The following is a 26,450-nucleotide window of genomic DNA, read 5'->3' as shown; positions in this document are numbered from 1 at the left end:
TGACGACGTCACCGGCCCCCTGCCTGCTGGGCCGCGTGCGTGATGAGCTCCTTCAGGCCCTCTTCCCGCAACTCCGCCGTGTCGCCGTAGTCGAAGCTGTGCGTGAACTCCGCGTGCGGGAAGGTGGCCTGGAGCCATACGGCGCAGTAGTGGCCCGGCATCATGCAGGGCTCCAGCTCGCAGTAGACGCGGCGTACCTGCTCCGGGGAGATCCCTTGCGCGTGCAGGCGCTGCCAGATCAGTTCCTCGGGGTGCGGGCGGCCGGGGCCCGTCGCGTCGGTGACGATCTGCTTGGCGCCCGTCGCGTCGACGTACTCGAACGCCGACGAGAAGGGGAAGTTGAGGGTGTGCCGTACGTCGTCCAGGACCCTCGGCCACCAGCTCTCGCGGTCCTCGAAGGCGGCGGCGTCGATCTGCCGCAGTTCGGCGTTGAGCTCACGGAACGCGGCCGCCGCCACCGGGAGGCTGGTCGAGGCGGCGATCACCGGCAGCCGGCGGTCCAGTGCGGCCAGCGAGGCGGTGAAGGCGGGGAGGTCCGAGCTGACGAACATGTCGTCCTCGCCGACCCCCAGGAACACCGCCTGCACCGCCCCGTCGGGCCGTACGCACAGGTGAGCCAGCGGGTCCGTGCCGATCCGCAGCCACGTCTCCTGGCCCGCGGGCACGGGCAGGCCGTGGTGGCCGGCCGTCATGCCCAGGGTCGGTCCGTCCGTCTCGGCCGCCGCCGTGAAGTACGGCGTCACATGCAGCGGGACCCCGGTGTTCGCCAGAGCGTCGCGGGCCGCGCCGGGCAGCTGGACGCCGTAGGCGGCCGGCACCGTGAAGCGGCGCATGCCGTCCGCGCCGAAATGGGCCGTGGACGGGTCGGGGACTCGGTCGGACATCGGGCTCCCTCAGAGTCTGCGGAGACGGGTCTGCACAGACTCTAAGGGCTGCCCGTCAGGGGGCCACAGCCTTCCCCGGGGGCAGAGTCTTCCCCCGGGGGCACAGCCTTCCCCAGGGGCCACAGCTTTCCCCAGGGGCCACAGCCTTCCCCGAGTCAGAGCTTCTCAGGCGTCCTGATGCCCAGCAGGGCCATGCCCTGGTGCAGGGTGCGGGCCGTGACGTCGCAGAGGAAGAGGCGGTTCTCCACCTGCTCCGGCGTCTCGGCCTTCAGGACCGGGCACTTGTCGTAGAAGGTCGTGTAGAGGGACGCCAGCTGGTAGAGGTACGCCGCCAGCTTGTGCGGCGCGTACTCCCGTGCCGCTTCCGCGACCGTCTCCGCGAACGCGTCCGCGTGGAGGCCCAGGGCGCGCTCCGCCGGCGCCAGCTCCAGCTCCGGGTGCGCGACGGGGCGGACCTCGCCGGCCTTGCGGAGGATGGACTGGATACGGGCGTAGGCGTACTGGAGGTACACGCTCGTGTCGCCGTTCAGCGAGACCATCTGGTCCAGGTCGAACTTGTAGTCCCGGTTCGCCGACGTCGACAGGTCCGCGTACTTCACCGCGCCGATGCCCACCTGGGCGCCCCGCTCGGCGATCTCCGCCTGGGACAGGTCCTGGGCCTTCTCCCGGACCACGGCCGAGGCACGGTCGATCGCCTCGTCCAGCAGGTCGACCAGGCGGACCGTCTCGCCCTCACGCGTCTTGAACGGCTTGCCGTCCTTGCCGAGGACCGTGCCGAAGGCCAGCTGGAAGGCGGTGACGTCCTCGTTCAGCCAGCCGGCCCGGCGCGCCGTCTCGAAGACCATCTTGAAGTGCAGGGCCTGGCGGGCGTCCACCACGTAGACGAGCGTGTTCGCCTTGAGGCCGAAGACACGGTCGCGGATCGCCGAGAGGTCGGTCGCCGCGTAGCCGTAGCCGCCGTCCGACTTCTGCACGATCAGCGGGACCAGGCTGCCGTCCGGGCCCTTGATGTCGTCGAAGAAGACACACAGGGCGCCTTCCGAGCGGACGGCCACACCCGACTCCTCCAGGAGGCGGCAGGTCTCGGCCAGCATGTCGTTGTAGCCCGACTCGCCGACGATGTCCGGGTCCTGGATCTCCATGTCCAGCTTCTCGAAGACGGAGAAGAAGTAGATCTTCGACTCGTCGACGAACTTCTGCCACGTGGCCAGGGTCTGCGGGTCGCCCGCCTGGAGGTCCACCACACGGCGGCGGGCCCGCGTCTTGAACTCCTCGTCCGCGTCGAACTTCTTCCGCGCCGCCTTGTAGAGGCGGTCCAGGTTCGACATCGCCTCCTCGCCGGACGCGGCCGTGTCCTCGGCGGACGCCTTGTGGTCCAGCTCGTGCGGGTGCTCCTCCAGGTACTGGATGAGCATGCCGAACTGGGTGCCCCAGTCGCCGATGTGGTGACGGCGGATCACGTTCTCGCCGGTGAACTCCAGGAGCTGGACGACCGAGTCGCCGATCACCGCGGACCGCAGATGGCCTACGTGCATCTCCTTCGCCACGTTCGGCTGCGCGTAGTCGACCACCGTCGTACCCGGCTCGGCCGCGACCGGCACGCCGAGGCGGCCCGTCTCGTCCGCGTACCGCGCGGCCAGGTTCCCGGTGATCGCCCGGTCCGCGATCGTGATGTTCAGGAAGCCGGGGCCGGATACCTCGACGTCCTCGATCAGCTCGTCACCCGTCACCACCTGGGCGACGACCTGCGTCGCCAGCTCCCGCGGGTTCGCCTTCGCCTTCTTGGCCAGGGCCAGGATCCCGTTGGCCTGGAAGTCGGCCCGGTCGCTTCGTCGCAGCAGCGGGTCCGCGCCGGCAGCCTCCGGCAGGGTGGCCGAGAGGGCGGACGCGAGGCGCTGCTGGACGGAATCGCTGAGGGACGTGACCGAGGCCATAGGAATGGGTGCCGTTCTCCTCGTGGGGATGGATAGACCCAGCCAGTATCCCATGGTGGGTAAAGCGGTTTTCGCGGGCGCGATCCGGTCTGTGAGAATGAGGCGTCACCCCGATCAGATGGAGTGCCTCCCCGTTCCAGAAAGAAGGACGTGCCGATCGTGGCTCAGAGCACCGAGACCACCGACTGGGTCTCCCGTTTCGCGGATGAGGTCATCGAGGAGTCGGAGCGCCGGGCCCCGGGTAAACCCGTCGTCGTCGCGTCCGGACTCTCCCCCTCCGGACCCGTCCACCTGGGCAATCTCCGTGAGGTCATGACCCCGCACCTGGTCGCGGACGAGATCCGCCGCCGCGGGCACGAGGTCCGGCACCTGATCTCCTGGGACGACTACGACCGGTACCGGAAGGTGCCGAAGGGCATCGCCGGGGTCGACGAGGAGGCCTGGGCCGAGCACATCGGCAAGCCGCTGACCTCGGTCCCGGCGCCGAAGGGGTCGTCGTACCCGAACTGGGCCGAGCACTTCAAGGCCGCCATGATCGCCTCGCTCGCCGAGCTGGGCGTCGAGTTCGACGGGATCAGCCAGACCGCGCAGTACACCTCCGGTGTCTACCGCGAGCAGATCCTGCACGCCATGAAGCACCGGGGCGACATCGACGCGGTCCTCGCCCAGTACCGCACCAAGAAGGCCCCGAAGAAGCAGCAGCAGAAGGCCGTCGACGAGGCCGAGCTGGAGGCCGAGGAGGGCTCCGGCGCGGCGAGCGAGGACGACGGCTCGTCCGGCTCCGCCGGCTACTTCCCGTACAAGCCGTACTGCGGCAACTGCGAGAAGGACCTGACGACCGTCACCTCCTACGACGACGACACCACCGAGCTCGCCTACACCTGCACCGCGTGCGGCTTCTCCGAGACCGTCCGGCTCAGCGAGTTCAACCGCGGCAAGCTGGTCTGGAAGGTCGACTGGCCGATGCGCTGGGCGTACGAGGGCGTGATCTTCGAGCCCAGCGGTGTCGACCACTCGTCTCCCGGGTCGTCCTTCCAGGTCGGCGGGCAGATCGTCGGGATCTTCGGCGGCAAGCAGCCGATCGGCCCCATGTACGCCTTCGTCGGCATCTCCGGCATGGCGAAGATGTCGTCGTCCCGTGGCGGCGTGCCCACCCCCGCCGACGCGCTGAAGATCATGGAGCCGCAGATCCTGCGCTGGCTCTACGCCCGCCGCAGGCCCAACCAGTCCTTCAAGATCGCCTTCGACCAGGAGATCCAGCGGCTCTACGACGAGTGGGACAAGCTCGCGGGCAAGGTCGCCGACGGATCCGCCCTCCCGGCCGACGTGGCCGCGTACACGCGCGCCGTCGGCACCGCCGCCGGCGAGCTGCCGAAGACGACGCGCCCGCTGCCGTACCGCACCCTCGCCTCCGTCGCCGACATCACCGCCGGACACGAGGACCAGGCGCTGCGCATCCTCTCCGAGCTCGACCCGGAGCAGCCGCTGGCCTCACTGGCCGAAGCCCGGCCGCGCTACGACAAGGCCGAGGCCTGGATCAACACCCACGTCCCGGCGGACCAGCGGACCATCGTCCGGGACGAGCCCGACGCCGAACTGCTGAAGTCCCTCGACGAGGCCTCCCAGCAGTCCGTACGCCTGCTGCTCGACGGACTCGCCGAGCACTGGTCGCTCGACGGGCTGACCCACCTCGTCTACGGCGTGCCCAAGGTGCAGGCAGGCTTCCCCGCCGACGCCACGCCCAAGGAACTGCCGCCGGAGATCAAGACCGCCCAGCGCACCTTCTTCGCCCTGCTCTACCACCTGCTCGTCGGACGGGACACCGGGCCGCGCCTGCCCACCCTGCTCCTCGCCGTCGGACAGGAGCGGGTGCGGCGCCTGCTCGGCGAGTAAGACCGCGGAAGTAATCGCGTAAGGAAAAAGGGGCCCTCCGAAAGCGAGGGCCCCTTTTTCCTGTGCGTTCCCATGCGATTCTTCTTATGCGATGTGGTCTTCCTGCAGCTCCGCCGTGTGACGGTTGGTGAAGCGGTTGACCATGCGCTGGGCGTCGTTCAGCGGAAGCACGATGCCGAAGGTCGCCTCGATGTCGTCCTTGAGCTGGGCAGCGGTCGGATAGCTGCCGTCGATCGACTTACGGAAGACCTGGTAGAAGTCCTCCTCGGCCGGCTCCAGCCCCGGAGTGCCGCCGCCCTCGCCCAGCTCGCGAGTGCGGTTCGGACCCACCGGAATGGGGAAGCTGCCGGTCTCCTCCGGGGACGGCTGCTGGAAGTCCTCGGGCTGCTGCTCCTCGTACCACCCCTCGTACTCCTCCTCCGGGACGTACTGAGGTTCCTGAGGCGGGTCGTAAGTGGGGTCGTAGCCGCCGTGGTACTCGATCTGCTGCTGAGCCTGGAACCAAGGGCTCTGCTCGTCCACAGCCGCCGGAGGTTCGGGGGTTTCCAGCTGCCCGGGGTGGTGGCCGGGCAGCTCGGGGCGCTGCTCGCCAGGAGGCGCCGCCTGCATCGGGACGGGCGCCGCCCCAACGGCACGACTGTCCACGACGGCGGCAGGAATCAGCGTCGGCTCGATGCCCGCCGCCGCCAGACCCGCCGGAGCCGTGTCCGACAAGGGCACGCCGTAACGCGCCAGACGCAGCGGCATCAGGGACTCCACCGGAGCCTTCCTGCGCCACGCGCGGCCGAAGCGGGAGTGCAGGCGCGCCTGGTAGACGAGACGTTCCTGCTCCAGCTTGATCACCTGGTCGTAGGAGCGCAGCTCCCACAACTTCATCCGGCGCCACAACAGGAACGTCGGCACCGGGGAGAGCAGCCAGCGCGTGAGGCGGACACCCTCCATGTGCTTGTCCGCCGTGATGTCCGCGATCCGGCCGACCGCGTGCCGGGCCGCCTCGACCGCGACCACGAACAGGATCGGAATCACCGCGTGCATGCCCACACCCAGCGGGTCCGGCCAGGCAGCGGCACCGTTGAACGCGATCGTCGCCGCCGTGAGCAGCCAGGCCGTCTGCCTGAGCAGCGGGAAGGGGATACGGATCCAGGTCAGCAGCAGGTCCAGGGCCAGCAGCACACAGATACCTGCGTCGATGCCCACCGGGAACACGTACGAGAAGTTCCCGAAACCCTTCTTGATGGCCAGCTCACGGACGGCCGCGTACGAGCCGGCGAAGCCGATACCGGCGATGATCAAGGCGCCGGTCACGACCACGCCGATGAGTACGCGGTGCATCCGAGTCAGCTGCGGTGGCGCGGCCACTCGTACTCCCCTCCCATTGCCTGATGTTGCGCGCAACAGGGTGGCACACGCATACGGCGAACGTGGCATCGGTCGGAAGTTCGCCGATGCCACGCCCGCCGGAACGGCACCGGGATCAGCCCTTGCCGCTCGCCGACTTGGACGGAGAAGCGCTGGAAGAGGGGGACGCGGACGCCGTCTTGGACGGGGACGCGGAAGGCGCGGAAGAGGACGACGAACCCGACCCCGAACCCGACGCCGAGGAGTTGCCGTTGGCGGCGGAGACCGCGGCCACCGCCTCCTTGACCGCCTTCTCCGCCGACTGCGTCAGCTCGTCCGCGTCCGGGGTCTTGTCACCCGCGAGGCCGGCACCGTTGTAGTCGAGCGTGACCACCACGTTCTCGACCCGGGCCACCACCGTCTGCTGCTTGAAGAGACCTTCCTTCTTCTGCAGGTCGTAGCGCACCGCCGTCGCCTCCGACCCCACGCCGGACAGCGGCACCTCCTTGCTGTTCTTCGCCCCGTCCACCGCCTCGGCGTCCTTGACCTGCCGCGTGAAGTACGTGTGCGCCTGCGCCTCACCCGTGCCCCGCGTGGTGTCCGAGTCGAAACGCAGCAACGAGACGTTCAGCCAGCGGAACTGCGAACCCTTCACACCGTTGTTGTCCAGGCTGCTCCACGAGCAGGAGGCACGGGACGACGGGTCGTCCGAACTGCCCTTCTTGCCCGAAGTGCCCTTCGGTACCAGGTCGGAGAGGGTGTTCTTCGACAGCACCCCGCACGCATCAGGAAGCTTCTGATACGCCGCCGCCTGCACGGTCGGGGACGCACTCGCCGACGACGACGCACCCGATCCGCCCGCGGACGCCTGCGCGCTGCTGCCGCCGCCCTTGCTCTTGGAGTCGCCCGAGTCCGACGAACAGGCGGCGGTGATCAGCATCGCGGGAACGGCTGCCGCGCAGACAAGCACACGGCTCAGGCGCTTGCCACGCCTTACTTCCTGGGCACGGTCGTCTCGCTGGGCTGCTCGCTGCATGGTTCCTTCACTACGCTCGGTGTTCGTGCGGGTTCCTGCGGGGCCACGGTACGCGGTGAAGGAGCTGTGCGGTTTCCGTTCGCGTTCTTCGCGAGCGGGGCGGCGGCGAGGCGCGGCGGACGTCAGCCGCCCAGCGCGTCGTCCAGCTTGGCGGCCAGATTACGGGCCCTGTCCTGCATTTCCTTGCTGTCCGGGACCGTTCCCGTCGCCGTCGGCTGCTCCTCGTACTCGATGGTGACGAGGACGTTGGACGTGCGGAACACCACAGTCACCGTCCGCTGTTCGGCCGTCGAACCGGACGCGGCGAGCTGGTCGTCCAGATACGCGTCGTCACCGAGATCGGTCAGCACGCGCGGCTGCAGATCGGCGGAGGAGGAAGAGGAAGGGGAGCCGCTCGGCGAGCCCGACGGGGAACCAGAGGGAGAGCCTGACGGAGAGCCGGAAGGAGAACCTGACGGAGAGCCCGAGGGAGAACCGCTGGACGACGACGCGGACGGGGACCCGGTCGGCGACCCGCTCGGCGCCGGCAGATCGGCCGCCGCCTCCTTGTCCGCGAACAGCTTCTTCGCCTGGTCGTCGTCGCTGACGCTGTTGTCGTACGACACCACGCGCTCGAAGTCGATCGACAGACGGTCGGTGGCGTCGTCGGAATCGACCTTCCAACGGCAGCCGACCTTGCGATCGGTGTCGTACGTCAACTCGGCGTCGCCCTGGTAGGCCTTGTCCCGCTGGTCGGGGTCGGCGAGTTGCCTGATACCGGGCAGCAGCGTGTCGAGCGTGTCGTGGGTGACCGCGCCACATGGTTCGGGCAGCGTGCGGTACTTGCCCGGCTGAGCGGCGGCCGCCGTCGTACCGGCGTCGCCCGGGTTGGCGTTGTCCGTCGAGCCGTCACCGCCGGAGCCGCTCGTGCAGCCGGCCAGCAGCGCCGCGAGGAGGGCGGCGGTGCCGGGTACGTACGCCTTCCGCTGCACGGACGGGCTCCTCTCGGGTGGGTCTGCGCTCGCTCGGTGCTCCAGTGTCCCCGCTGGTTAATCGCTTGCCGCAGCGGGGCGTCCCCTGGAGACAATGTGTATCGCACGCACTGCGGTGGACGCCGGTCCCGTGTCCCTTTTCGCCGCCCCTGGCGCTGTTTTGCGCTTTGTCGTGTTTGTTGCTTCTAAGTCTTTTGTTGTCGTCACCGGGGGAACGAGGAACGTATGTCGTACGTGGAGATGCCGGGCGCGAAGGTACCGATCCGGATGTGGACGGACCCCGCGACGGTCGAGGACGTGGCCCTGCGCCAGCTGCAGAACGTGGCGACCCTGCCCTGGATCAAGGGCCTCGCCGTCATGCCGGACGTGCACTACGGCAAGGGTGCGACGGTCGGCTCGGTCATCGCGATGCAGGGTGCCGTGTGCCCGGCGGCGGTCGGGGTGGACATCGGCTGCGGGATGTCGGCGGTGAAGACGTCGCTGACGGCCAATGACCTGCCGGGGGATCTGTCGCGGCTGCGGTCGAGGATCGAGCAGGCGATTCCGGTGGGGCGGGGGATGCATGAGGATCCGGTGGAGCCGGGGGATTTTCATGGGCTGGCTACCGGTGGGTGGGATGACTTCTGGGGGCGGTTCGACGGGGTTGCGGAAGCGGTGCATTTCCGTAAGGGGCGAGCGGCCGGACAAATAGGGACACTTGGGTCGGGCAACCACTTCATTGAATTGTGTACGAGTGAAGATGGTTCGGTTTGGCTCATGCTCCACTCCGGCTCCCGGAACATCGGCAAGGAACTCGCCGAGCACCACATCGGCGTGGCCCAGAAGCTCCCGCACAACCAGGGCCTGGTCGACCGGGACTTGGCGGTCTTCGTCTCGGACACCCCGCAGATGGCGGCCTACCGCAACGACCTGTTCTGGGCGCAGGAATACGCCAAGTACAACCGCACGCTGATGATGGCGCTCCTGAAGGACGTGATCCGCAAGGAGTTCAAGAAGGCCAAGCCGACCTTCGAGCCGGAGATCTCCTGCCACCACAACTACGTTTCGGAAGAGCGGTACGACGGCATGGACCTGCTCGTCACCCGCAAGGGAGCGATCCGAGCCGGCTCCGGCGAGTACGGGATCATCCCGGGCTCCATGGGCACGGGGTCGTACATCGTGAAGGGCCTCGGGAACGAGAAGGCCTTCAACTCGGCCTCGCACGGCGCGGGTCGGAAGATGAGCCGGAACGCGGCGAAGAAGCGTTTCACGACGAAGGACCTGGAGGACCAGACCCGGGGCGTGGAGTGCCGCAAGGACTCCGGCGTCGTCGACGAGATCCCGGGCGCCTACAAGTCCATCGACCAGGTCATCGACCAGCAGCGGGACTTGGTGCAGGTCGTGGCCAAGCTGAAGCAGGTCGTCTGCGTGAAGGGCTGACCTCCGTCAGTGGCCGTGGCGGACGGCGTAGATCATGACGAAGGCCACGACGTGGATGCCGAAGAGGAAGTAGCCCAGGAACCACCAGACCCTGCGTTCGTCGTGGGTTTCCTGGGCCAGGCGGGCCTTTTCGAGGGATTTTTCCAGGGAGTCGAGGGAGTTGTCGGGCCCTGGGGCTTCGTCCGGCATCACGGCTCCCGGTGGACCTTGGTGTTGGAGGCCTGGGCGCGGGGGCGGAGGATGAGGAGGTCGACGTTGACGTGGCTGGGGCGGGTGACCGCCCAGGTGATGGTTTCCGCCACGTCGTCCGCCGTGAGGGGGGCGGCGACGCCCTCGTAGACCTTCGCCGCCTTCGCCTCGTCTCCGCCGAAGCGGGTCAGGGCGAACTCGTCGGTCTTGACCATGCCGGGGGCGATCTCGATCACCCGGACCGGCTTGCCCACGATCTCCAGGCGGAGGGTCTCCGCGAGGACGTGGGTGCCGTGCTTGGCGGCGACGTAGCCGGCGCCGCCCTCGTACGTGCCGTGGCCCGCCGTGGAGGACACGACCACGATCACGCCGTCGCCGCTCGCCTCCAGCTTCGGCAGCAGGGCCTGGGTGACGTTCAGGGTGCCGATGACGTTCGTCTCGTACATCGTGCGCCAGTCCGCCGGGTCGCCGGTGGCCACCGGGTCCGCGCCGAGGGCGCCGCCCGCGTTGTTCACCAGCACGCCGATCGTCTGGAACGCCGTGGCGAACTCGTCCACCGCCGCGCGGTCCGTCACGTCCAGCGGGTACGCCGTCGCCGAGTGGCCCGCCCTGGTCAGTTCCTCGGCCAGTTCCTCGATGCGGTCCTTGCGGCGCGCGGTGAGGACGACGCGGTAGCCGACCGCGGCGAGCTGTCGGGCCGTGGCGGCTCCGATGCCGCTGCTCGCACCGGTGACGACGGCGATGCGGGAGGCGGGGGCCGGGGCCATGGGCAGCTCCTGGGGTCTGGTCGTGGCGGGTCTGCGTCCAGCGTAAGTGAGGCTCAGGCGCCGTTCCTCGGCGCCCACATGATCACGGCCATTCCGGCGAGGCAGATCAGCATCCCGGTCACGTCCCAGCGGTCGGGGCGGTAGCCGTCGGCGACCATGCCCCACAGGATCGAGCCCGCCACGAAGATCCCGCCGTACGCCGCCAGGATGCGGCCGAAGTGGGCGTCGGGCTGGAAGGTGGCGACGAAGCCGTAGGCGCCGAGGGCCAGGACTCCGCCGGTCATCCACAGCCAGCCCCGGTGCTCGCGTACGCCCTGCCAGATCAGCCAGGCGCCGCCGATCTCGAAGAACGCGGCGACGACGAACAGGGCGGCGGAGCGGAGGATCGGCATGGGCGTCAGCTTCTCATCCGGGGCCGGCGGCTGAGCCTGTCACCTGTTCGAGGGCGCCTGGGTGGCCGGGCTCGGTGGCATGCATGCGACGTCGGGTCTTTCGTGAGTGCGGGGAGTGCGGGTGAGTGGCGTGCGGGTGCGAGCGTGGGTGGCGGGGGTGGTGGCGGGGGTGTGTGCCGGGTTCGTTCTGGTGCCGGGGGTTGCGTCGGCCGCTCCTGTGCCCGAGGCCGAGGCCGAGGCCGATCTGGCCTTTCACGGGACCGCGCTGATGGCCGGGGACACGGTGGACGTGCGGCTGACTCCCCGGAACAACGGGCCCGCCGCCGTGCCGGACGCGACCGTGCGGCTGCGCTGGTCGGTGCCGCTGGCCGTGGCGCAGCAGCTGCCTGCCCGGTGTGTGCGGGAGGACGAGCGGACGGTGGTGTGCTCGACGGGCGCGCTGGCCGTGAACGGGGTGGGGGAGCAGGTGGAGGTGCCGGTGCGGCTGGAGGAGAAGGCGTCGGAGGTCACGCTGGAGATCGGCACGGTGTGGGGCGGCGGTGCGGTGGACAGGGATCACACGAACGACGAGTTGAAGGTGCTGGTGCTGGACACCGGGGACGCCTACGCCTTCTGAGGTGCTGGTGGGTCAGGCGGGGTTCTCGGCGTCGTAGCGCTCGCGGGCGTCCCGTACTTCCTCGAAGTGGGTCTCGGCCCAGTCCTTCACGGCGGTGAGGAGGGCGGCGAGGCTGGTGCCGAGGGGGGTGAGGGCGTAGTCGACGCGGACCGGGACGGACGGGGTGACCGTGCGGGTGATGATGCCGTCGCGTTCGAGGGTGCGCAGGGTCTGGGTGAGCATCTTGGGGCTGACGCCGGCGATCTTGCGGCCGATGTCGCTGTAGCGCTTGGGGCCCTGGGTGAGGGCGGCGACGACGAGGCTGACCCATTTGTCGCTGAGCCGGCCGAGGAGCTGGTTGGTGGGGCATTCGCGCAGGAAGGCGTCGTAGTCGGCGCGGGCCTGTTCGCGTCGCTGGGCGGCGGTCGTGGTCGCCATGGGCCCTCTCCTTCGGGTCGGCTACGCACTCTGAGGTAACTACTTACCAATAGATAGTAGCTCTCCTACGGTGGGTTGTGCGGCCGGGAAGTGCCGGGCGATCGAATCATCAAATTCCTTGTTTTCAGGGAGAGTTGTCATGCGTGCTGCTGTGGTGAGGACGTTCGGCGGTCCGGAGGCCGTGGAGATCGCGGAGGTGCCGGTGCCGGAGCCGGGGGCGGGGCAGGTGCGGATCAAGGTGGCCGCGGGTGCGCTGAACCCGGTGGACGCGGGCGTGCGCGCCGGCTTCTTCGGCGGGGCGGGCAAGACGATCGGGCTCGGCTGGGACGTGGCCGGCACGGTGGACGCGGCGGGGGTGGCCGCCGCCTGGCAGGTCGGGGATCCGGTGGTGGCGCTGGTGGCGGGCGTGGCCGAGCCGCTCGGGGCGCACGCGGAGTACGTCGTGATCGACGCGGACGCGGTGGCGCTGGCGCCCGCCTCGGTGGACGCGGTGCACGCGGGCACCCTGCCGTTGAACGGGCTGACCGCGGTCCAGGCCCTGGATCTGCTGGATCTCGCGCCGGGTTCCTCGCTGCTGGTGACCGGGGCGGCGGGCGCGGTCGGCGGGTTCGCGGTGCAGCTGGCCGCGAGCCGGGGGATCGAGGTGACCGGGCATGCGCGGGCGGGTGACGAGGAGCTGGTGCGGTCGCTGGGGGCCGCGCGTTTCACGGCCGGCGGGGGAGAGCCGGGCGGTGTGGACGCGGTGCTGGACGCGGCGGTGCTCGGTGAGACGGCGCTGGCGTGGGTGCGGGACGGCGGTGTGTATGTCGGGGTGCGGCCCGGTGGGCAGCCCGGTTCGGTGCGCGGGGTGCGTACGGACGCGGTGGCGGTACGGCCGGACGGGGCGCGGCTCGCGGAGCTGGGCCGGCTGGTGGACGAGGGGGTGCTGACGCTGCGGGTGGCCGAGACGTACCCCTTGGCGGAGGCGGCGAAGGCGCATGCGCGGCTGGCGGAGGGCGGGCTGCGGGGACGGGTGGTGCTGGTGCCGTAGAGGTCGGCCGTAGGGGTCGGAATACCCGGGGTGGGGTGGCCGTTGCCGGGGTATAGTTGAACGGTCAACAACCTGGAGGGTGAGCGGCCATGCAGTTCGGGATCTTCACGGTCGGCGACGTCACGCCGGACCCCACCACGGGGCGTACGCCGACCGAGGCGGAGCGCATCAAGGCCATGGTCGCCATCGCGCTGAAGGCCGAGGAGGTCGGCCTGGACGTCTTCGCGACCGGCGAGCACCACAACCCGCCGTTCGTGCCGTCGTCGCCGACCACGATGCTCGGCTACATCGCGGCGAAGACGGACAAGCTGGTCCTGTCCACCTCCACCACCCTGATCACCACCAACGACCCGGTGAAGATCGCGGAGGACTTCGCGATGCTCCAGCACCTGGCCGACGGCCGGGTGGACCTGATGATGGGCCGCGGCAACACCGGGCCGGTGTATCCGTGGTTCGGGCAGGACATCCGGAAGGGCATCGACCTCGCCATCGAGAACTACGCCCTGCTGCGCCGGCTGTGGCGCGAGGACGTCGTGGACTGGGAGGGGAAGTTCCGCACCCCGCTGCAGGGCTTCACCGCCACGCCGCGGCCGCTGGACGGGGTGCCGCCGTTCGTCTGGCACGGTTCGATCCGCTCACCGGAGATCGCCGAGCAGGCGGCCTTCTACGGCGACGGCTTCTTCCACAACAACATCTTCTGGCCCGCCGACCACACCAAGCGGATGGTCGAGCTGTACCGGACCCGCTTCGCCCACTACGGCCACGGCACGCCCGAGCAGGCGATCGTCGGGCTGGGCGGCCAGGTGTTCATGCGGAGGAACTCGCAGGACGCGGTGCGCGAGTTCCGGCCGTACTTCGACAATGCGCCGGTCTACGGCCACGGGCCCTCGCTGGAGGACTTCACCGAGCAGACGCCGCTGACGGTCGGCTCGCCGCAGCAGGTGATCGAGAAGACGCTGGCGTTCCGGGAGTACGCCGGCGACTACCAGCGCCAGCTGTTCCTCATGGACCACGCGGGGCTGCCGCTGAAGACCGTGCTGGAGCAGCTCGACCTGCTCGGCGAGGAGGTCGTACCCGTGCTGCGCAAGGAGTTCGCCGTCGGCCGCCCGGCGGATGTGCCCGAGGCGCCGACCCACGAGTCGCTGCTCGCCGGGACGGTGAGAGGACGGTAGGGGGCGGGGGTGGGTTCCCTTGGGACAGTGAGAGGGCGGTAAAAAGGGTGATCGTAGACCCGCCCGGTTCCGTCGAACCACCGGAGGGCTTGGCAGACTGGGTGCGTGCCCCAGACTGTGCTGCTCGCTGAAGACGACCGTGCCATCCGTCATGCCCTGGAGCGTGCCCTGACGCTGGAAGGCTACGCGGTGACGGCGGTCGCCGACGGCGTCGAGGCGCTGGCACAGGCCCACAAGACGCCGCCGGACGTGCTGGTGCTCGATGTGATGATGCCGGGGATCGACGGGCTTCAGGTCTGTCGGGTGCTGCGTGCCGAGGGCAACCGCACCCCGATCCTCATGCTCACCGCCCTCGTGGAGACCGCCGACCGCATCGCCGGTCTGGACGCGGGCGCCGATGACTACGTCGTCAAGCCCTTCGACGTGGAGGAGGTCTTCGCGCGGCTGCGTGCGCTGCTGCGCCGTACCAGCCCCGTGCCCGCCACGACCGGCGCCGGCGGCGGTGCCGGCGGCAGTGACGCGCCGCGCGCCGACGTGCAGATCTCCGACCGGCAGGTCGAGGCCGCCGGCATCCGTATGGACCTCCAGGCCCGGCGCGCCTGGCGCGGCAAGCGGGAGCTGGAGCTGACCCGCACCGAGTTCGAGCTGCTCGAACTGCTGGTGCGCAATGCCGGGATCGTGCTCGACCACTCCACCATCTACGACCGGATCTGGGGGTACGACTTCGGGCCCGGCTCCAAGAACCTCGCCGTGTACGTCGGCTACCTGCGCCGCAAGCTCGACGAGCCCGGCGCGCCGCAGCTGATCCACACGGTGCGGGGCGTGGGTTACGTGCTCCGGGAGGACTGAGTGGGCCGCCTCCAGCGGCTCCGGCGGCTGCTGGCCCGGCGCCGGCCCAAGCTCGTCTCCCTGCGGACCACGTTCGTCGTCTCCTTCGCGGCCGTCACCGCGGCGGTCACGATCCTGGTCGGCATCCTGTCGTACAGCTCCGCCGCCCGGCTCGTCCGTGTCGACCAGCAGACGGTGTTCTCGCAGGTCGTGCAGGACGTGCGGGACGAGGTGCGGCAGCACGAGATGGTCCCCGAGGACTTCTCCTCCTCCCGGCCCGGACATGATCTGGTGCGGCCCGCCCGTACCGATGTGCAGGTGCTGGGCGCGCAGGGGCAGATCGTGGACCGCGGCGATCCGCGCCTGCCCGTCTCCTCCCGCGACAAGGCGATGGCCCTCGCGCAGACCGCCGGGAAGGTGGTCCAGCACAAGGACGTGCCGGTGGACTCGGACCTGTACCGCATCGCCACCATCTCGCTCGGTGACGGGCGGGGCGCGGTGCAGGTCGCGCAGGAGTTCAGCGACACCGAGGATCTGCTGCGCACGCTGCAGCGGCGCACGCTGGTGCTGATGGTGGTGGTCGTGCTGGCGGCCGGGCTGTTCGGCTGGTGGCTGGCCCGGCGGATCACGCGGCGGCTGGTGATGCTGACCACCGCCGCCGAGGACGTCGCCCGCACCCGCCGGCTCGGCATCCAGGTGCCGGTCGCCGGACTGGACGAGGTCGGCCGGCTCGGGCGCGCCTTCGACCGGATGCTGGGGCGGCTCGCCCAGTCCGAGGAGGACCAGCGGCGGCTGGTGCAGGACGCCGGTCATGAGCTGCGGACGCCGCTGACGTCCCTGCGCACCAACATCTCCCTGCTGCGGCGGATCGACGAGCTGCCCCCGGCCACCCGCGAGGAACTCGTCGCCGACCTCACCCAGGAGGCCCGGGAGCTGACCGACCTGGTCAACGAGCTGGTCGACCTCGCCGCCGGGCAGTCGGACACCGAGCCGCCGCAGCGCGTGGACCTCGCCGACATCGCCGAGGAGGTCGTGGGGCTGGCCAAGCGCCGTACAGGCCGCAGGATCGTGCTGCGCACCAGCGGCGACACGACCACCGACGGGCGGCCCGGGATGCTGCAGCGGGCCATGTCCAACCTGGTCGAGAACGCGGCCAAGTTCGACCGGGGCGGCGACGCGCCCATCGAGGTCAACATCACCGGGCCCGCGCGGCCGGGGACGGTGCGGGTGGAGGTCCTGGACCGGGGGCCGGGGATCGCCGAGGGCGACCTCATCCGCATCTTCGACCGCTTCTACCGTGCCGCCGACGCCCGCTCGCTGCCCGGCTCGGGCCTCGGGCTGTCCATCGTCCGCGAGGTCGCGCTGGCCCACGGCGGAGCACCGTTCGCCTTCCGGCGCGAGGGCGGCGGCGCGGTCATCGGGTTCACCGTGGGCGGCGAGACAGTGCAGAGCGGCGGCGGCAGCTGACCTTCCCCGGGTGAGTACGGATACCCAGGCCGGAGCGGGTAGCCGCCCCCATCCGCCGGGCCCGGCCGGCGGCCTACGGTCCCGGTATGCCCGAGCAGATCACACCCACGCACACCCGCGCCCTCGGCTTCGGATGCGGAGCCGTCGCGCTCGCCGTCCTCATCTCCCTGGCCTCCTGGATCGTCCACAACGCCCAGTCGACGGACTACGCGACGGTCGCGCCCGAGAAGCGGGCGCGCCAGGTCTTCCGGTTCTCCCAGGAGGCCTACGACGCCCTGGGGTTCGGGGCCGGCGCGGGGAGCACGTTCAGCGCCGGCTTCTGCTACGACAACGGCCCGCTGGGGGTGGAGGACAAGACCGTCGACGGTGCCTACCGGCTCAGCCATGAGTGGGCGCTGGACCACGTGCCCGAGAGCCAGGCCGTTCCCGGGCTGCGGCGGCTGAGCCGACGGCTGGCGGAGGAGGGCTGGAAGATCAGCGACTACCGCGCCGGCGGGGCGGGCGCGGACGCGGAGCTGTTCGTCCAGCGGGACGGCGGGGACGAGCGGATGTGGTTCACCTGGTACGCGGACCGGGAGTATTTCGACGGTGGTGCGTCCGTGCCCTGTGCGTACGTCCCCGGGCCGCGGACCGATTCCGTCGGGTCCTGGGACCCCGACTCCGCCCTCGCCTCCCTGCCGGAGCCCGTCCTCGGCCCGTCGCCGGCCCGCTGACCGCCCTCTGTTCCCGGCGCCCGGCGCGGGTGATGATCGGGGCAGGGACCGACCGGATCGACGAGGGGGCCGTGAGGATGCTCAGCCGTACGGAGGCCGCCGCGGTCGCGTGTGTGGACGAGGAGGCGCTCGGGCGGACGCTGCTGGAGCTGATCTCCGTGCCGAGCGTGACCGGGAGCGCGGCCGAGTCGGAGTTGCAGCAGCTGCTCGCCGGGCGGCTGGAGCGGCTCGGGCTGGACGTCGACCTGTGGTCGATGGACCTGCCCGCGCTGCGCGCCGACCCGGGGTTTCCGGGGACGGAGGCGGCCCGGGACGAGGCGTGGGGGCTGGTGGGGTGCACGGCGGGCGGCGGGGACGGGCCGACGCTGATCCTGCAGGGGCACGTGGACGTCGTACCGCCCGGGGATCCTCAGGCGTGGGACGGGGATCCGTTCGTGCCGCGGGTCGTGGGCGATGTCGTGTACGGGCGCGGGGCGTGCGACATGAAGGCCGGGCTGGCGGCGCATCTCGCGGCGCTGGCGGCGATCCGGGCGTCCGGGGTGCGGCTGCGCGGGCGGCTCGCCGTGCATTTCGTCGTCGGGGAGGAGGACGGCGGGCTCGGGGCGTTCGGGACGCTGCGGCGCGGGCACACGGGGGACGCGTGCGTGATCGCCGAGCCGACCGCGGGCACCCTCGTCACCGCCAACGCCGGCGCCCTCACCTTCCGCCTCACCGTGCCCGGCCGGGCCGCCCACGCCGGCTCCCGGGACGCCGGGGTCAGTGCCGTGGACGCGTATCTGCCGCTGCACCGGGCGCTGGCGGAACTGGAGACCGAGCGCAACCGGAACCCCTCGCCGCTGATGGCCGAGTACCCGATCCCGTACGCCCTCTCCGTCGGCACGCTGCACGCCGGCGACTGGGCCAGCAGTGTGCCGGACCTGCTGGTCGCGGAGGGGCGGCTCGGGGTGCGGCTGGGCGAGGAACCGGCGGCGGCGCGGGCCGAGTTCGAGCGGTGCGTGGCGCGGGCGTGCGCCCGGGACGCGTGGCTGCGCGAGCATCCGGCCCAGGTGAGCTGGCCGGGCGGGCAGTTCGCCAGCGGCCGGCTGCCGCAGGGGCATCCGCTGCGGGACGAGGTGCGTGACGCCTGCGCCGACGTGGGCGGCTGGGCCGCCCGGCCCCGGGAGCGCGGGGCGCCGTACGGCAGCGATCTGCGCTTGTACGCCGGTGCCGGGATCCCCACCCTGCAGTACGGGCCCGGCGATGTGCGGGTGGCGCACAGCGCCGGTGAGCACGTCTCGTTGGGTGAAGCGGCGGCCGTCGCGCGGGCCTTGGTGGTCACGGCGCTGCGGACGGCCGGGGTGAAGTAGAGCGCGTCACGGCGCCGGAGGCTGGCTCATCCCCGGCAGCGTGAGGAACCCTTCCGCACGGGCACTCGCCAGCCCGATCCGCGGGATGTCGCGGGACTTGGCGAAGAGCAGGAAGCGCGGTTCCCAGACCGGGCGGTACTTGGCGTTGGCCCGGTACAGGGACTCGATCTGCCACCAGCGGGAGAAGAAGGTGAGGATGGAGCGCCACAGGCGCAGCACGGGGCCGGCGCCGAGGCGGGTGCCGCGTTCGAACACCGAGCGGAACATGGCGAAGTTCAGCGAGACCCGCTGCACTCCCAACTCCTTGGCCTGGAGCAGGAGTTCCACGACCATGTACTCCATCAGGCCGTTCTCGCTGTCGCGGTCGCGGCGCATCAGGTCCAGGGAGAGGCCGTGCTCGCCCCAGGGCACGAAGCTGAGCAGGGCGCGGGGTTCGTCGTTCGCGTCGCGGCACTCCAGCATCACGCAGCGGCCGTCCGCCTGGTCGCCGAGCCGGCCGAGGGCCATGGAGAAGCCGCGTTCGGTGGCGCCGTCGCGCCAGTCGTCGGCGCGCTGGACGAGGACGGCCATCTCCTCGGCGGGGATGTCCTCGTGGCGGCGGACCCGGACCGTGTAGCCGGCCCGCTTGACCCGGTTGTGGGCCTGGCGGACCACGCGCATCGCCCGGCCCTCCAGGGTGAAGTCGGCGATGTCGACGATGGCCTCGTCGCCGAGTTCCAGCGCGTCCAGGCCGTGGCGGCGGTAGATCGTGCCCGCCTCCTCGCTCGCGCCCATGACGGCGGGGATCCAGGCGTGGCGGCGGGCCTCGGTCAGCCAGGCGTCGATGGCGCCGGGCCAGGCCTCGGGGTCGCCGATCGGGTCGCCGGAGGCGAGGGAGACGGCGCCGACGACGCGGTAGGTGATGGCGGCCTTGCCGGTGGGGGAGAACATGACGGCCTTGTCGCGGCGCAGCGCGAAGTAGCCGAGGGAGTCGCGGGCACCGTGCTTGTCGAGCAGCGCGCGCAGCTTCTGCTCGTCCTCGTCGGTGAGCAGCTTCCGGCCGCGCGGGGAGCGGAAGCAGGCGTACAGGACCAGGCAGAAGGCGGCGGCCAGCAGGATGTTGAGGATGATGTCGACCCAGCGGGGCGCGTGCACGGAGTCGACCCGGTCGGCGAGCGGGCCGACGCTGACGCCGCGCAGCAGGCTGTAGGCCAGCTCTTCCAGCAGGGGGGCGTGGGTCAGCTTGTTGGTGGCGTGCACGAGCAGGGTGCCGAGACCGCCGGTCACCAGGACGCCGCCGGCGCCGACGGCCAGCGCCAGCTTGGGGTTGGAGGGGTCGCCGACGGCGTTGAACTCACGGCGGCCGATCAGCAGCGCGGCGACGAAGAGGCCGGTGAGGGCGGTGGAGACCCAGTTGAAGGCGTGGTCGCGGAACGGGTGCTGGGTGAGCGCGAGGACGTAGAGCACGAACAGGGGGCCCGCGAACAGCAGGTTGACGAGCCACGCGGCCCGCTTCCCGCGCCGCATCACCAGCGCCAGGAAGATCGCCGCCGCGGCCGAGGCCAGGCCCGCGGTGGCCAGGTACGGGGTGAAGAACTGGCCGGCGTGGTGCGTGTGCGCGTGGACGTGCCGGGCGGTGAAGAGCTTGCCGTCGTTGTGTTCCTGCACCTCTTTGCGGAACGGCAGCGACATGACCGCGATGATGTTGAAGACGGCGATCAGCCGCAGGTACCACACGGTGGCCGCGGCCGCTCTCGCCCGCAGCTTCGGGCCGGGCGTGGGCAACGGGAACTCGCGACGGCTGCCGCGCTGGTTCGGGACCTGCGCGTCGATCACGGTCGACTGCTGTGCGGGCATGGTGACTGGTCACCTTGAGGGGGAGGAGGGGACGGGGCAGACGCTGACCCTACAGTCCGTAAGGTAAGCGCCTGGTATCCGGAGCGTACCGGCATCCGCTCTTACCTGGAGCTCCTCGTGCGCGCGTTCCTGAGAACTCCCTGTGCTCGCCTTACCCGGATTTACTTACCCGGGCTCAGGGACTTACCTGCCCGCGCCGCGGCGGGAGGCCGTCAGATGCCAGGCCAGATTGCCCACCGCGGCGCCGGCCGCCACCGCGGCGACGATCACTCCGCCGGTCGCGAGGCCGTCGCTGAACAGATGGGGGCGCCGGTCGAGGCTGTGCAGGCCGAAGCCGCACAGCTCGTACACGCCCACGGCGGCGATGATCAGGCTGACGACCAGCAGGGTCACCGTCGGCGCGAGGCTGTGCGCGCAGACCTCCCCGCCGGCTTTCGTCTCGGTGTCCTGCATGGGTCCCCCGTTGAACAGACGTGGCCGCTGCCGGTTGGGAACCTACAATACGTAGGGTTTCCGGGTGGTGCCGCCGGGTCCGCAGATCTCCGGGGCGTTCGCGATTCTCACGTTATCCCTTGCCGCTATCCGTGAGTGGGGCTACTGTTCCTCACGGATGACATTCCTTCAAAACGTGAGGTGAGTAAGATGACCGTCGAGCCCTCCGCGTCCGGCGAGCGGATCCCCGTCCGTGTCCTCGGCGGTCCCACCGTCCTCATCGAGTACGGCGGCCTCCGCCTTCTCACCGACCCGACCTTCGACGACCCCGGCGACTACCCCTCGCCCACCGGCCGGACCCTGGTCAAGACCGCCCCGCCGCGCATGAGCGCCGCCGAGCTGGGTCCCGTGGACGTCGTCCTGCTCTCCCACGACCAGCACGCCGACAACCTCGACCACTCCGGCCGCGCCCTGCTCGCCGCCACCCCCCGCACCTTCACCACGCCGGCGGCGGCCGAGCGGCTCGGCGGCGCCACCGTGCCGCTCACCCCCTGGCAGTCCGCCGAGCTGCCCCGCCCCGACGGCGGTACGGTCACCGTGACCGCCACTCCCGCCCTGCACGGCCCCAAGGGCTCCGAGCCCCTCGTCGGCGAGGTCACCGGCTTTCTGCTGACCTCCGCCGACCTGCCCAGCGTGTACGTCAGCGGTGACAATGCCTCCCTGGAGCTGGTCCAGGAGATCGCCGACCGGCACGGCCCCGTCGACACGGCCGTCCTCTTCGCCGGCGCGCCCCGCCTGAAGGTCCTGGACGACGCCCTCCTCGTCCTCGACGGCGAGGGCGCGGCCACCGCCGCCGGCCTGCTCGGCGCCCGCCGGGTGGTGGCGGCCCACTGCGACAGCTGGGCGCACTTCACGGAGGGCCGCGCGGAGGTCGTGACGGCGTTCACGAAGGCGGGACTGGCGGACCGGCTCCAGCTGGACTGACGTACCGCCGGCGCGGGCTCCTCGGCGCCCCGGCCCGTCCGGCCGGGACCGGCTCCGGGTCCGTCCGGCCGGGACCGGCTCCGGGTCCGTCCGGCCGGGACCGGCTCCGGGGCCGGCGGCGCGTGGGTGGTCATCGCGTGACCACCCGCACGGCTCCCGTCCGCCCGGCCCGGCGGGCATGATGGACGAAAGGCCGCCACGACGGACGATCTTCGGGAGGCATGGATGGACGCCCCGTCCGAGCTGGGAGACTTCCTCAAGACCCGCCGGGCCGCCGTACGGCCCGAGGACGTCGGGCTCGCCACCGCGCCGAACCAGCGCCGGGTCGCCGGACTGCGTCGCGAGGAGCTGGCCCTGCTCGCCGGCGTCAGCGTCACCCACTACACCCGGCTCGAACAGGGCCGCGCGGCCGGTGTCTCGGACTCCGTGCTGGAGGCGATCGCCCGCACCCTGCGGCTCACCGCGGACGAGACCGCCCACCTCAAGGACCTGGCCCGCCCCGCCGCCGGGCGCCGCCCCGCCGCACCCCGTACGGAACAGGCGACCGCGTCCGCCCGCCAGCTGCTCGCCGCCATGACCGACGTACCGGCGCTGGTCCTGGACCGGTGCTCCGACGTGCTCGCCTGGAACCGGCTCGGACACGCGCTGCTCGCCGCCCATCTGCCGTGGGAGGCCCCGCAGACGCCCGAAGCCCGGCCCAACCTGATCCGCATGCTGTTCCTGGACGAGCGCTACCGGGACCTGTACGCCGACCGCACGGAGGAGGCTCTGCTCGCGGTCGCGTCCCTGCGGCTGGTCGCGGGCCGGCACCCCGAAGACCGCGCCCTGGCCGAGCTCGTCGGGGAACTCTCCATCCAGAGCGGCGAGTTCGGCGCACTGTGGGCCCGGCATCCGGTGCGCACCTGCACCTCGGGCGCCAAGACGCTGCGTCACCCAGCGGTCGGTACACTGGAGTTGAGCTTCGAGAACCTGTGCATCCCCGGCCCCTCCGGCCAGCGCCTCATCGCCTACACCGCCGAGCCCGGCTCCCCGTCCGACGCGGGCCTGCGGCTGCTGGCGAGTACGACGGGCCCGGCGGAGGCCCACCCGGTCACCGGGGAACCGGCAGGCGACCCGCGCTGAATCGTGGACAGCGAGCGAAGGCGTCGGCCGGGCCACTGCGGTACGCGGGCGCGGTGCCGGACGAACTCGAACTCGCCGGCACCGACCACCACTTCACGCTCGCCGAGGCGGACCGCTAAGCGGTCCTGGCGAAGTCGGCTGCGGTTCGGCAGCGCCCCGAAGGGGCGCGGGGAACTGCGCGACCAGCTACGACGGGCCCGCAGACGATCGACGGCCCATCGTGGCACTTCGCGCGGAGCGCTTAGTCGACGTTCACCGGCCCGTCGTCCGACGTGCCTCCCTTGTTGCCCGAGTGCAGCTGGAGCAGGCCCTTGTCGGTGTCGGCCTTGCCGTCCTGGCCGCCGTTCAGGTTCTGGCGGACCGAGTCGAGGATCGTCAGGCCCTGGGAGACCAGGCCGGCGGCGATCTCGCCGAGGCCGTCCGCGCCGTTCAGGACGTTGACGTTGGCACCGGCCAGACCGCCCGCGGCCTCCTTCACGATCTGCGGGAGCTGGTCGATGAGCATCCGGTCGAGCGCGACCCGGTCGTAGGAGGCCGCCGCCTCCGCCTGGATCTTCATGCGCTGGGCCTCGGCGGCGGCCAGGATCCGCACCCGCTCGGCCTCGGCCTGGGCGGGCTTGACCACCTCGGCCACCAGCTGCTGCTGGCGCAACTCGGCCTGCTTCTGGGCCAGTTCCGTCTGCGCCGCCAGCACCTCCTGCTGGGCGTGGGCCTGCGCCAGCGGACCGGCCTGGGCGGCCTGGGCCTGGGCGCGGTCGACCTCGGCCGAGTACTCGGCCTTGACGATGGCGGTCTGCCGGGCGTACTCCGCCTGCTTGCGGGCCGCCGCCTGCTCCGCCTCGACCGAGGCCTGGGTGGCCTGCGCCTGGGCGATCTGGGCCTGGCGCTGGATGGCCGCCTTGTGCGGGGCGGACATCGCGGCGATGTAACCGGTGTCGCCGTCGTCGATCGACTGGATCTGCAGCGAGTCCACGATCAGGCCGATCTTGGCCATCTCCACCTTCGAGGTGTCCAGCACCTCGGCGGCGAGCTTCTGCCGCTCGGTGACGATCTCCTCGACCGTCATCGAGCCGATGATGGCCCGCAGGTGGCCGGCGAAGATCCGGCCGGTGAGCACCGACATCTGCTCCTGGTCGGACAGGAAGCGCTGGCCGGCGTTGATGATGCTCTCCTGGTCGTTGCCGACCTTGAAGGCGATGACCGCGCGGACGTGCAACGAGATGCCCTGCTTGGTCACGCAGGTCTCGGTGACCTCGGCCTCACACATCGACAGTGTGAGGAACCGGACCTTCCGGAAGACCGGGAGCACGAACTTGCCGTGGCCCGTGACCACGCGGAACGGAGCGCCCCCCAGTCCCCGCCTGCCACCCGAGATCAGCATCGCCTCGTCGGGCGCGGGAACGCGGTATCCGAACATTCCTGTACTCCTCAGCTTGCGCCGGCGGTGTCTCCGCCGAGCGCGTCCAGTGGATCAACCCACTCGATGACCGCGACCTCGCGGCATCCCCGTGATTCGATCACGAGGACCGTCGCGCCCGCGGGCAGGGGATCCTCGGACCAGGCCAGGAACGTCTCGGAGCCGCCTCTGACCCGTACCAGGACCTCCCCGGGGCCGGCGGAGCCGCGCGTCCCGATGAGCACCTTGCCCGTACAGCCGACCACGGCCTCGTCCTGCGGCATCACCGGCCGTCCTCCTCGTCCTGACCTCAGGAATCCGACGATAGCCCCAGTCGGGCCAGGACCCAACGGGCAGGGCGGCGCGGCGTACCGGCGGGTACGGGGGAAGTGGTACGGCGGCCGGAGCGCGCCTCAGCGAGGGCCGCTGCCGAAGCGCAGCCGCCACGGTGTGAGCGCGGATTCGACCTGCACGGCCAGGCTCATCTTGGAGGCGCCCGTGACCCGCTCCGCGAACCGGATCGGCACCTCCAGAACGGTCAACCCCCGGGTGATCGTGCGGTAGTTCATCTCGACCTGGAAGGAGTAGCCGTTGCTGCGCACCGTCGGCAGGTCGATCGCCCGCAGTGTCCCGGCCCGCCAGGCCTTGAAACCGGCGGTGGCGTCCTTGACGCCGAGCCGCAGGATCGCGTCGACGTAGCGATTGGCCCAGACGGACAGGGCCTTGCGGTGCCACGGCCAGTCCGCGGCCGTGGAGCCGCCCGGGGCGTACCGGGAGCCGAGGACGACGGCGGCGTCCCGCGTCAGCAGTGTGTCGAGCATCGCCGGGATCGCCTCGACCGGGTGCGAGAGATCGGCGTCCATCTGGATCACCACGTCGGCGCCCTCGTCCAGCGCGCGGGTCATGCCGGCGAGGTAGGCGCGGCCGAGCCCGTCCTTCGCGGTGCGGTGCAGCACGCCGACGGTGCCCGGCGACGCGGCGGCGAGCCGGTCGGCGACCTCACCGGTGCCGTCGGGGGAGTTGTCGTCGACGACGAGCAACCGCAGGTCCGCCACCGGCAGTTCGGCGAGGAGGTGCGCCAGCACGGGCAGGTTCTCCCGCTCGTTGTAGGTCGGTACGACGACAACGACAGCCGGAGATACCGGGGTTGAGGCGGCTGTCATCGTCCCCGGCCCTTCTTCCGGCGCAGATCACGGCCGGCGCTCAGGGCGGTGGCGGCCAGGAGGCCCAGCGCCAGGGTCTCGGTGGCGGAGAGCGGGCCCGGGGGTGCGGCGAGGAGATTCCGGACGGCGGCGAGGGCGAGTCCCGTGCCGATGTACAGCAGGGCCGCGGACAGCCGGCGGGTCGACGGCAGGGCGGCCGTACGGGCGATCCGGGCGACCAGGACGCACAGGCGGACGGCGACGAAGCCGAGGGTGAGCCAGTAGGCGGCGACCATGGCGGCGGCCGTGAGGCCGGTGGGCCGGGCGGGTGTCCCGCTCCACGCCAGCAGGCACAGGTCCAGGAGCGCGGCCACCGGAGCCGCCAGGGTGCGGACCGCAGCCCCTGCCAGTCGGCGCAGTGCCGGGCCGCGCAGCGGGGGCAGGGGTGCGGCGAGGGCGAGGCCGAGCAGCAGCGGGGCGAGCCACAGGCCGCCGGCCGGGTGCCGGGGGCCGACGGCCAGGGCGTCGGACGGCTCGAAGGAGCGCAGCAGCAGCCCGGCGGCCGCGGTCAGCGCGAACAGGGCGACCGTCGTCACCCGGCGGGTCTGGCCGGCGAACGTCTCGGGCCAGTCGCCGGGGTGCAGCCACAGCCGGACGGCCCCCGCGACGGTGTCGGGCCAGGACCGGACACCCGACGCCGACACCTCGCTGCGGATGTCGGCGCCCCAGCGCTCGCGTACGGCCGGCGGATACAGGCCGGTCAGCAGCGTGGCCGCGCTCATGCCGGGCCGGCCCCGAGGGCGCGCAGACCGGCCGCGGAGATCCGGGCCATCTGCTGCAGTTCCACCCGCAGTTGCTCCCGCCCGGCATCGGTGATCCGCATGGTCCGATGCCGCGCCTCGGCCTCACCGGCCTCGTCCGCGGCCCGGACCAGCTCCCGTGCCTCCAGCCGGGCCAGCGCACCGTAGAGACTGCCGGGGCCGAGCCGATGCCCGGTCAGCTCCTCGATCGCGGTGTTGATGGCGTACCCGTGCCGCGGCCCGCCCGCGAGGACGGTGAGCACCAGCATCTGGGCGTCGTTGCTGTGCATGCGTCGTCTCCTTGCCTTCGGGACGACATGGTACGA

Annotated in this window: 27 protein-coding genes; 11 read left to right on the top strand and 16 right to left on the bottom strand. The window is 71.2% G+C overall.

What is annotated here, in order from left to right:
- Window positions 1-8 precede the first annotated feature (8 nt).
- A complete protein-coding gene (locus O1G22_RS18155) occupies window positions 9-884 on the bottom strand; it encodes an SUKH-4 family immunity protein (protein WP_270082303.1) in 876 nt (291 codons plus the stop codon).
- A gap of 155 nt (window positions 885-1,039) precedes the next feature.
- Window positions 1,040-2,818 (bottom strand): arginine--tRNA ligase, encoded by a 1,779-nt coding sequence (argS, locus tag O1G22_RS18150; protein WP_270082302.1) that lies wholly within the window; start codon window positions 2,816-2,818, stop codon window positions 1,040-1,042.
- Between the two features lie 150 nt (window positions 2,819-2,968).
- Between argS and lysS the strand changes: the two genes are divergently transcribed.
- Window positions 2,969-4,711, top strand: a complete 1,743-nt coding sequence (gene lysS / locus O1G22_RS18145; RefSeq protein WP_270082301.1) for a lysine--tRNA ligase — start codon at window positions 2,969-2,971, stop codon at window positions 4,709-4,711.
- An 84-nt stretch (window positions 4,712-4,795) separates the two neighbouring features.
- Here lysS and O1G22_RS18140 read toward each other — a convergent pair whose 3' ends face one another.
- The 3 genes from O1G22_RS18140 to O1G22_RS18130 all read right to left on the bottom strand — a co-directional run bounded on the left by O1G22_RS18140 (window position 4,796) and on the right by O1G22_RS18130 (window position 8,056).
- Window positions 4,796-6,043, bottom strand: coding sequence for a DUF2637 domain-containing protein (locus tag O1G22_RS18140; protein ID WP_270082300.1), 1,248 nt, complete (start codon window positions 6,041-6,043; stop codon window positions 4,796-4,798).
- A 142-nt stretch (window positions 6,044-6,185) separates the two neighbouring features.
- Window positions 6,186-6,989, bottom strand: coding sequence for a DUF3558 family protein (locus tag O1G22_RS18135; RefSeq protein WP_270082299.1), 804 nt, complete (start codon window positions 6,987-6,989; stop codon window positions 6,186-6,188).
- A 218-nt stretch (window positions 6,990-7,207) separates the two neighbouring features.
- Window positions 7,208-8,056: a DUF3558 domain-containing protein gene (locus tag O1G22_RS18130; protein WP_270082298.1), complete on the bottom strand. Its 849-nt coding sequence runs from the start codon at window positions 8,054-8,056 to the stop codon at window positions 7,208-7,210.
- Between the two features lie 225 nt (window positions 8,057-8,281).
- Between O1G22_RS18130 and O1G22_RS18125 the strand changes: the two genes are divergently transcribed.
- Window positions 8,282-9,475, top strand: a complete 1,194-nt coding sequence (locus tag O1G22_RS18125) for an RtcB family protein (RefSeq protein ID WP_270082297.1) — start codon at window positions 8,282-8,284, stop codon at window positions 9,473-9,475.
- Between the two features lie 6 nt (window positions 9,476-9,481).
- Here the strand turns inward: O1G22_RS18125 and O1G22_RS18120 are convergent, their stop codons facing one another.
- From O1G22_RS18120 to O1G22_RS18110, 3 genes are read right to left on the bottom strand one after another with little or no spacing between them, the layout of a single operon-like run.
- Window positions 9,482-9,664, bottom strand: coding sequence for a hypothetical protein (locus tag O1G22_RS18120; protein ID WP_270082296.1), 183 nt, complete (start codon window positions 9,662-9,664; stop codon window positions 9,482-9,484).
- The gene (locus O1G22_RS18115; RefSeq protein WP_270082295.1) at window positions 9,664-10,431 is read right to left on the bottom strand and encodes an SDR family NAD(P)-dependent oxidoreductase; all 768 of its coding nucleotides are present in this window, start codon (window positions 10,429-10,431) and stop codon (window positions 9,664-9,666) included. The genes O1G22_RS18120 and O1G22_RS18115 overlap by 1 nt, the downstream gene beginning before the upstream one ends.
- 53 nt (window positions 10,432-10,484) lie before the next feature.
- Window positions 10,485-10,823, bottom strand: coding sequence for a YnfA family protein (locus O1G22_RS18110; protein WP_270082294.1), 339 nt, complete (start codon window positions 10,821-10,823; stop codon window positions 10,485-10,487).
- A 130-nt stretch (window positions 10,824-10,953) separates the two neighbouring features.
- Between O1G22_RS18110 and O1G22_RS18105 the strand changes: the two genes are divergently transcribed.
- Window positions 10,954-11,439: a hypothetical protein gene (locus O1G22_RS18105; RefSeq protein WP_333492294.1), complete on the top strand. Its 486-nt coding sequence runs from the start codon at window positions 10,954-10,956 to the stop codon at window positions 11,437-11,439.
- A gap of 12 nt (window positions 11,440-11,451) precedes the next feature.
- Here O1G22_RS18105 and O1G22_RS18100 read toward each other — a convergent pair whose 3' ends face one another.
- Window positions 11,452-11,856: a winged helix-turn-helix transcriptional regulator gene (locus tag O1G22_RS18100; RefSeq protein WP_270082293.1), complete on the bottom strand. Its 405-nt coding sequence runs from the start codon at window positions 11,854-11,856 to the stop codon at window positions 11,452-11,454.
- A 139-nt stretch (window positions 11,857-11,995) separates the two neighbouring features.
- Between O1G22_RS18100 and O1G22_RS18095 the strand changes: the two genes are divergently transcribed.
- The 6 genes from O1G22_RS18095 to O1G22_RS18070 all read left to right on the top strand — a co-directional run bounded on the left by O1G22_RS18095 (window position 11,996) and on the right by O1G22_RS18070 (window position 18,412).
- The gene (locus O1G22_RS18095; RefSeq protein ID WP_270082292.1) at window positions 11,996-12,886 is read left to right on the top strand and encodes an NADP-dependent oxidoreductase; all 891 of its coding nucleotides are present in this window, start codon (window positions 11,996-11,998) and stop codon (window positions 12,884-12,886) included.
- A gap of 89 nt (window positions 12,887-12,975) precedes the next feature.
- Complete coding sequence (locus O1G22_RS18090; RefSeq protein WP_270082291.1) at window positions 12,976-14,058, top strand: LLM class flavin-dependent oxidoreductase; 1,083 nt, start codon at window positions 12,976-12,978, stop codon at window positions 14,056-14,058.
- Between the two features lie 105 nt (window positions 14,059-14,163).
- Window positions 14,164-14,907: a response regulator transcription factor gene (locus O1G22_RS18085; protein WP_270082290.1), complete on the top strand. Its 744-nt coding sequence runs from the start codon at window positions 14,164-14,166 to the stop codon at window positions 14,905-14,907.
- Window positions 14,908-16,353, top strand: coding sequence for a sensor histidine kinase (locus O1G22_RS18080; RefSeq protein ID WP_270082289.1), 1,446 nt, complete (start codon window positions 14,908-14,910; stop codon window positions 16,351-16,353).
- Window positions 16,354-16,439: 86 nt separating this feature from the next.
- A complete protein-coding gene (locus O1G22_RS18075) occupies window positions 16,440-17,066 on the top strand; it encodes a hypothetical protein (protein WP_270082288.1) in 627 nt (208 codons plus the stop codon).
- A gap of 77 nt (window positions 17,067-17,143) precedes the next feature.
- The gene (locus tag O1G22_RS18070; protein ID WP_270082287.1) at window positions 17,144-18,412 is read left to right on the top strand and encodes an ArgE/DapE family deacylase; all 1,269 of its coding nucleotides are present in this window, start codon (window positions 17,144-17,146) and stop codon (window positions 18,410-18,412) included.
- 6 nt (window positions 18,413-18,418) lie between these two features.
- Here the strand turns inward: O1G22_RS18070 and O1G22_RS18065 are convergent, their stop codons facing one another.
- Both O1G22_RS18065 and O1G22_RS18060 read right to left on the bottom strand, forming a co-directional pair.
- The gene (locus O1G22_RS18065) at window positions 18,419-20,248 is read right to left on the bottom strand and encodes a phosphatidylglycerol lysyltransferase domain-containing protein (protein ID WP_270082286.1); all 1,830 of its coding nucleotides are present in this window, start codon (window positions 20,246-20,248) and stop codon (window positions 18,419-18,421) included.
- A gap of 183 nt (window positions 20,249-20,431) precedes the next feature.
- Complete coding sequence (locus tag O1G22_RS18060) at window positions 20,432-20,701, bottom strand: hypothetical protein (RefSeq protein ID WP_270082285.1); 270 nt, start codon at window positions 20,699-20,701, stop codon at window positions 20,432-20,434.
- A gap of 189 nt (window positions 20,702-20,890) precedes the next feature.
- Here O1G22_RS18060 and O1G22_RS18055 point away from each other — a divergent pair, with 189 nt between their 5' ends.
- Window positions 20,891-21,664: an MBL fold metallo-hydrolase gene (locus tag O1G22_RS18055; protein WP_270082284.1), complete on the top strand. Its 774-nt coding sequence runs from the start codon at window positions 20,891-20,893 to the stop codon at window positions 21,662-21,664.
- Window positions 21,665-21,889: 225 nt separating this feature from the next.
- Entirely contained in the window at window positions 21,890-22,786 is an 897-nt protein-coding gene (locus tag O1G22_RS18050) for a helix-turn-helix domain-containing protein (protein WP_270082283.1), read from the top strand.
- 241 nt (window positions 22,787-23,027) lie between these two features.
- Here the strand turns inward: O1G22_RS18050 and O1G22_RS18045 are convergent, their stop codons facing one another.
- From O1G22_RS18045 to O1G22_RS18025, 5 genes are all read right to left on the bottom strand, one after another.
- Window positions 23,028-24,203, bottom strand: coding sequence for an SPFH domain-containing protein (locus O1G22_RS18045; protein ID WP_225101504.1), 1,176 nt, complete (start codon window positions 24,201-24,203; stop codon window positions 23,028-23,030).
- A gap of 11 nt (window positions 24,204-24,214) precedes the next feature.
- Window positions 24,215-24,466, bottom strand: coding sequence for a hypothetical protein (locus O1G22_RS18040; RefSeq protein WP_225101503.1), 252 nt, complete (start codon window positions 24,464-24,466; stop codon window positions 24,215-24,217).
- 129 nt (window positions 24,467-24,595) lie between these two features.
- Window positions 24,596-25,345 carry a polyprenol monophosphomannose synthase gene (locus O1G22_RS18035; RefSeq protein WP_270082282.1) on the bottom strand — a complete coding sequence of 250 codons (750 nt, stop codon included), beginning with the start codon at window positions 25,343-25,345 and terminating at the stop codon, window positions 24,596-24,598.
- Complete coding sequence (locus tag O1G22_RS18030) at window positions 25,342-26,106, bottom strand: hypothetical protein (RefSeq protein ID WP_270082281.1); 765 nt, start codon at window positions 26,104-26,106, stop codon at window positions 25,342-25,344. Before O1G22_RS18030 ends, O1G22_RS18035 begins: the two co-directional genes overlap by 4 nt.
- The gene (locus O1G22_RS18025; RefSeq protein ID WP_270082280.1) at window positions 26,103-26,414 is read right to left on the bottom strand and encodes a PadR family transcriptional regulator; all 312 of its coding nucleotides are present in this window, start codon (window positions 26,412-26,414) and stop codon (window positions 26,103-26,105) included. Before O1G22_RS18025 ends, O1G22_RS18030 begins: the two co-directional genes overlap by 4 nt.
- Window positions 26,415-26,450: the final 36 nt, after the last annotated feature.

The sequence above is a fragment of the Streptomyces camelliae genome, assembly GCF_027625935.1.
Lineage (GTDB): Bacteria > Actinomycetota > Actinomycetes > Streptomycetales > Streptomycetaceae > Streptomyces > Streptomyces camelliae.
This window is presented reverse-complemented; position numbering and strand designations above follow the sequence as displayed.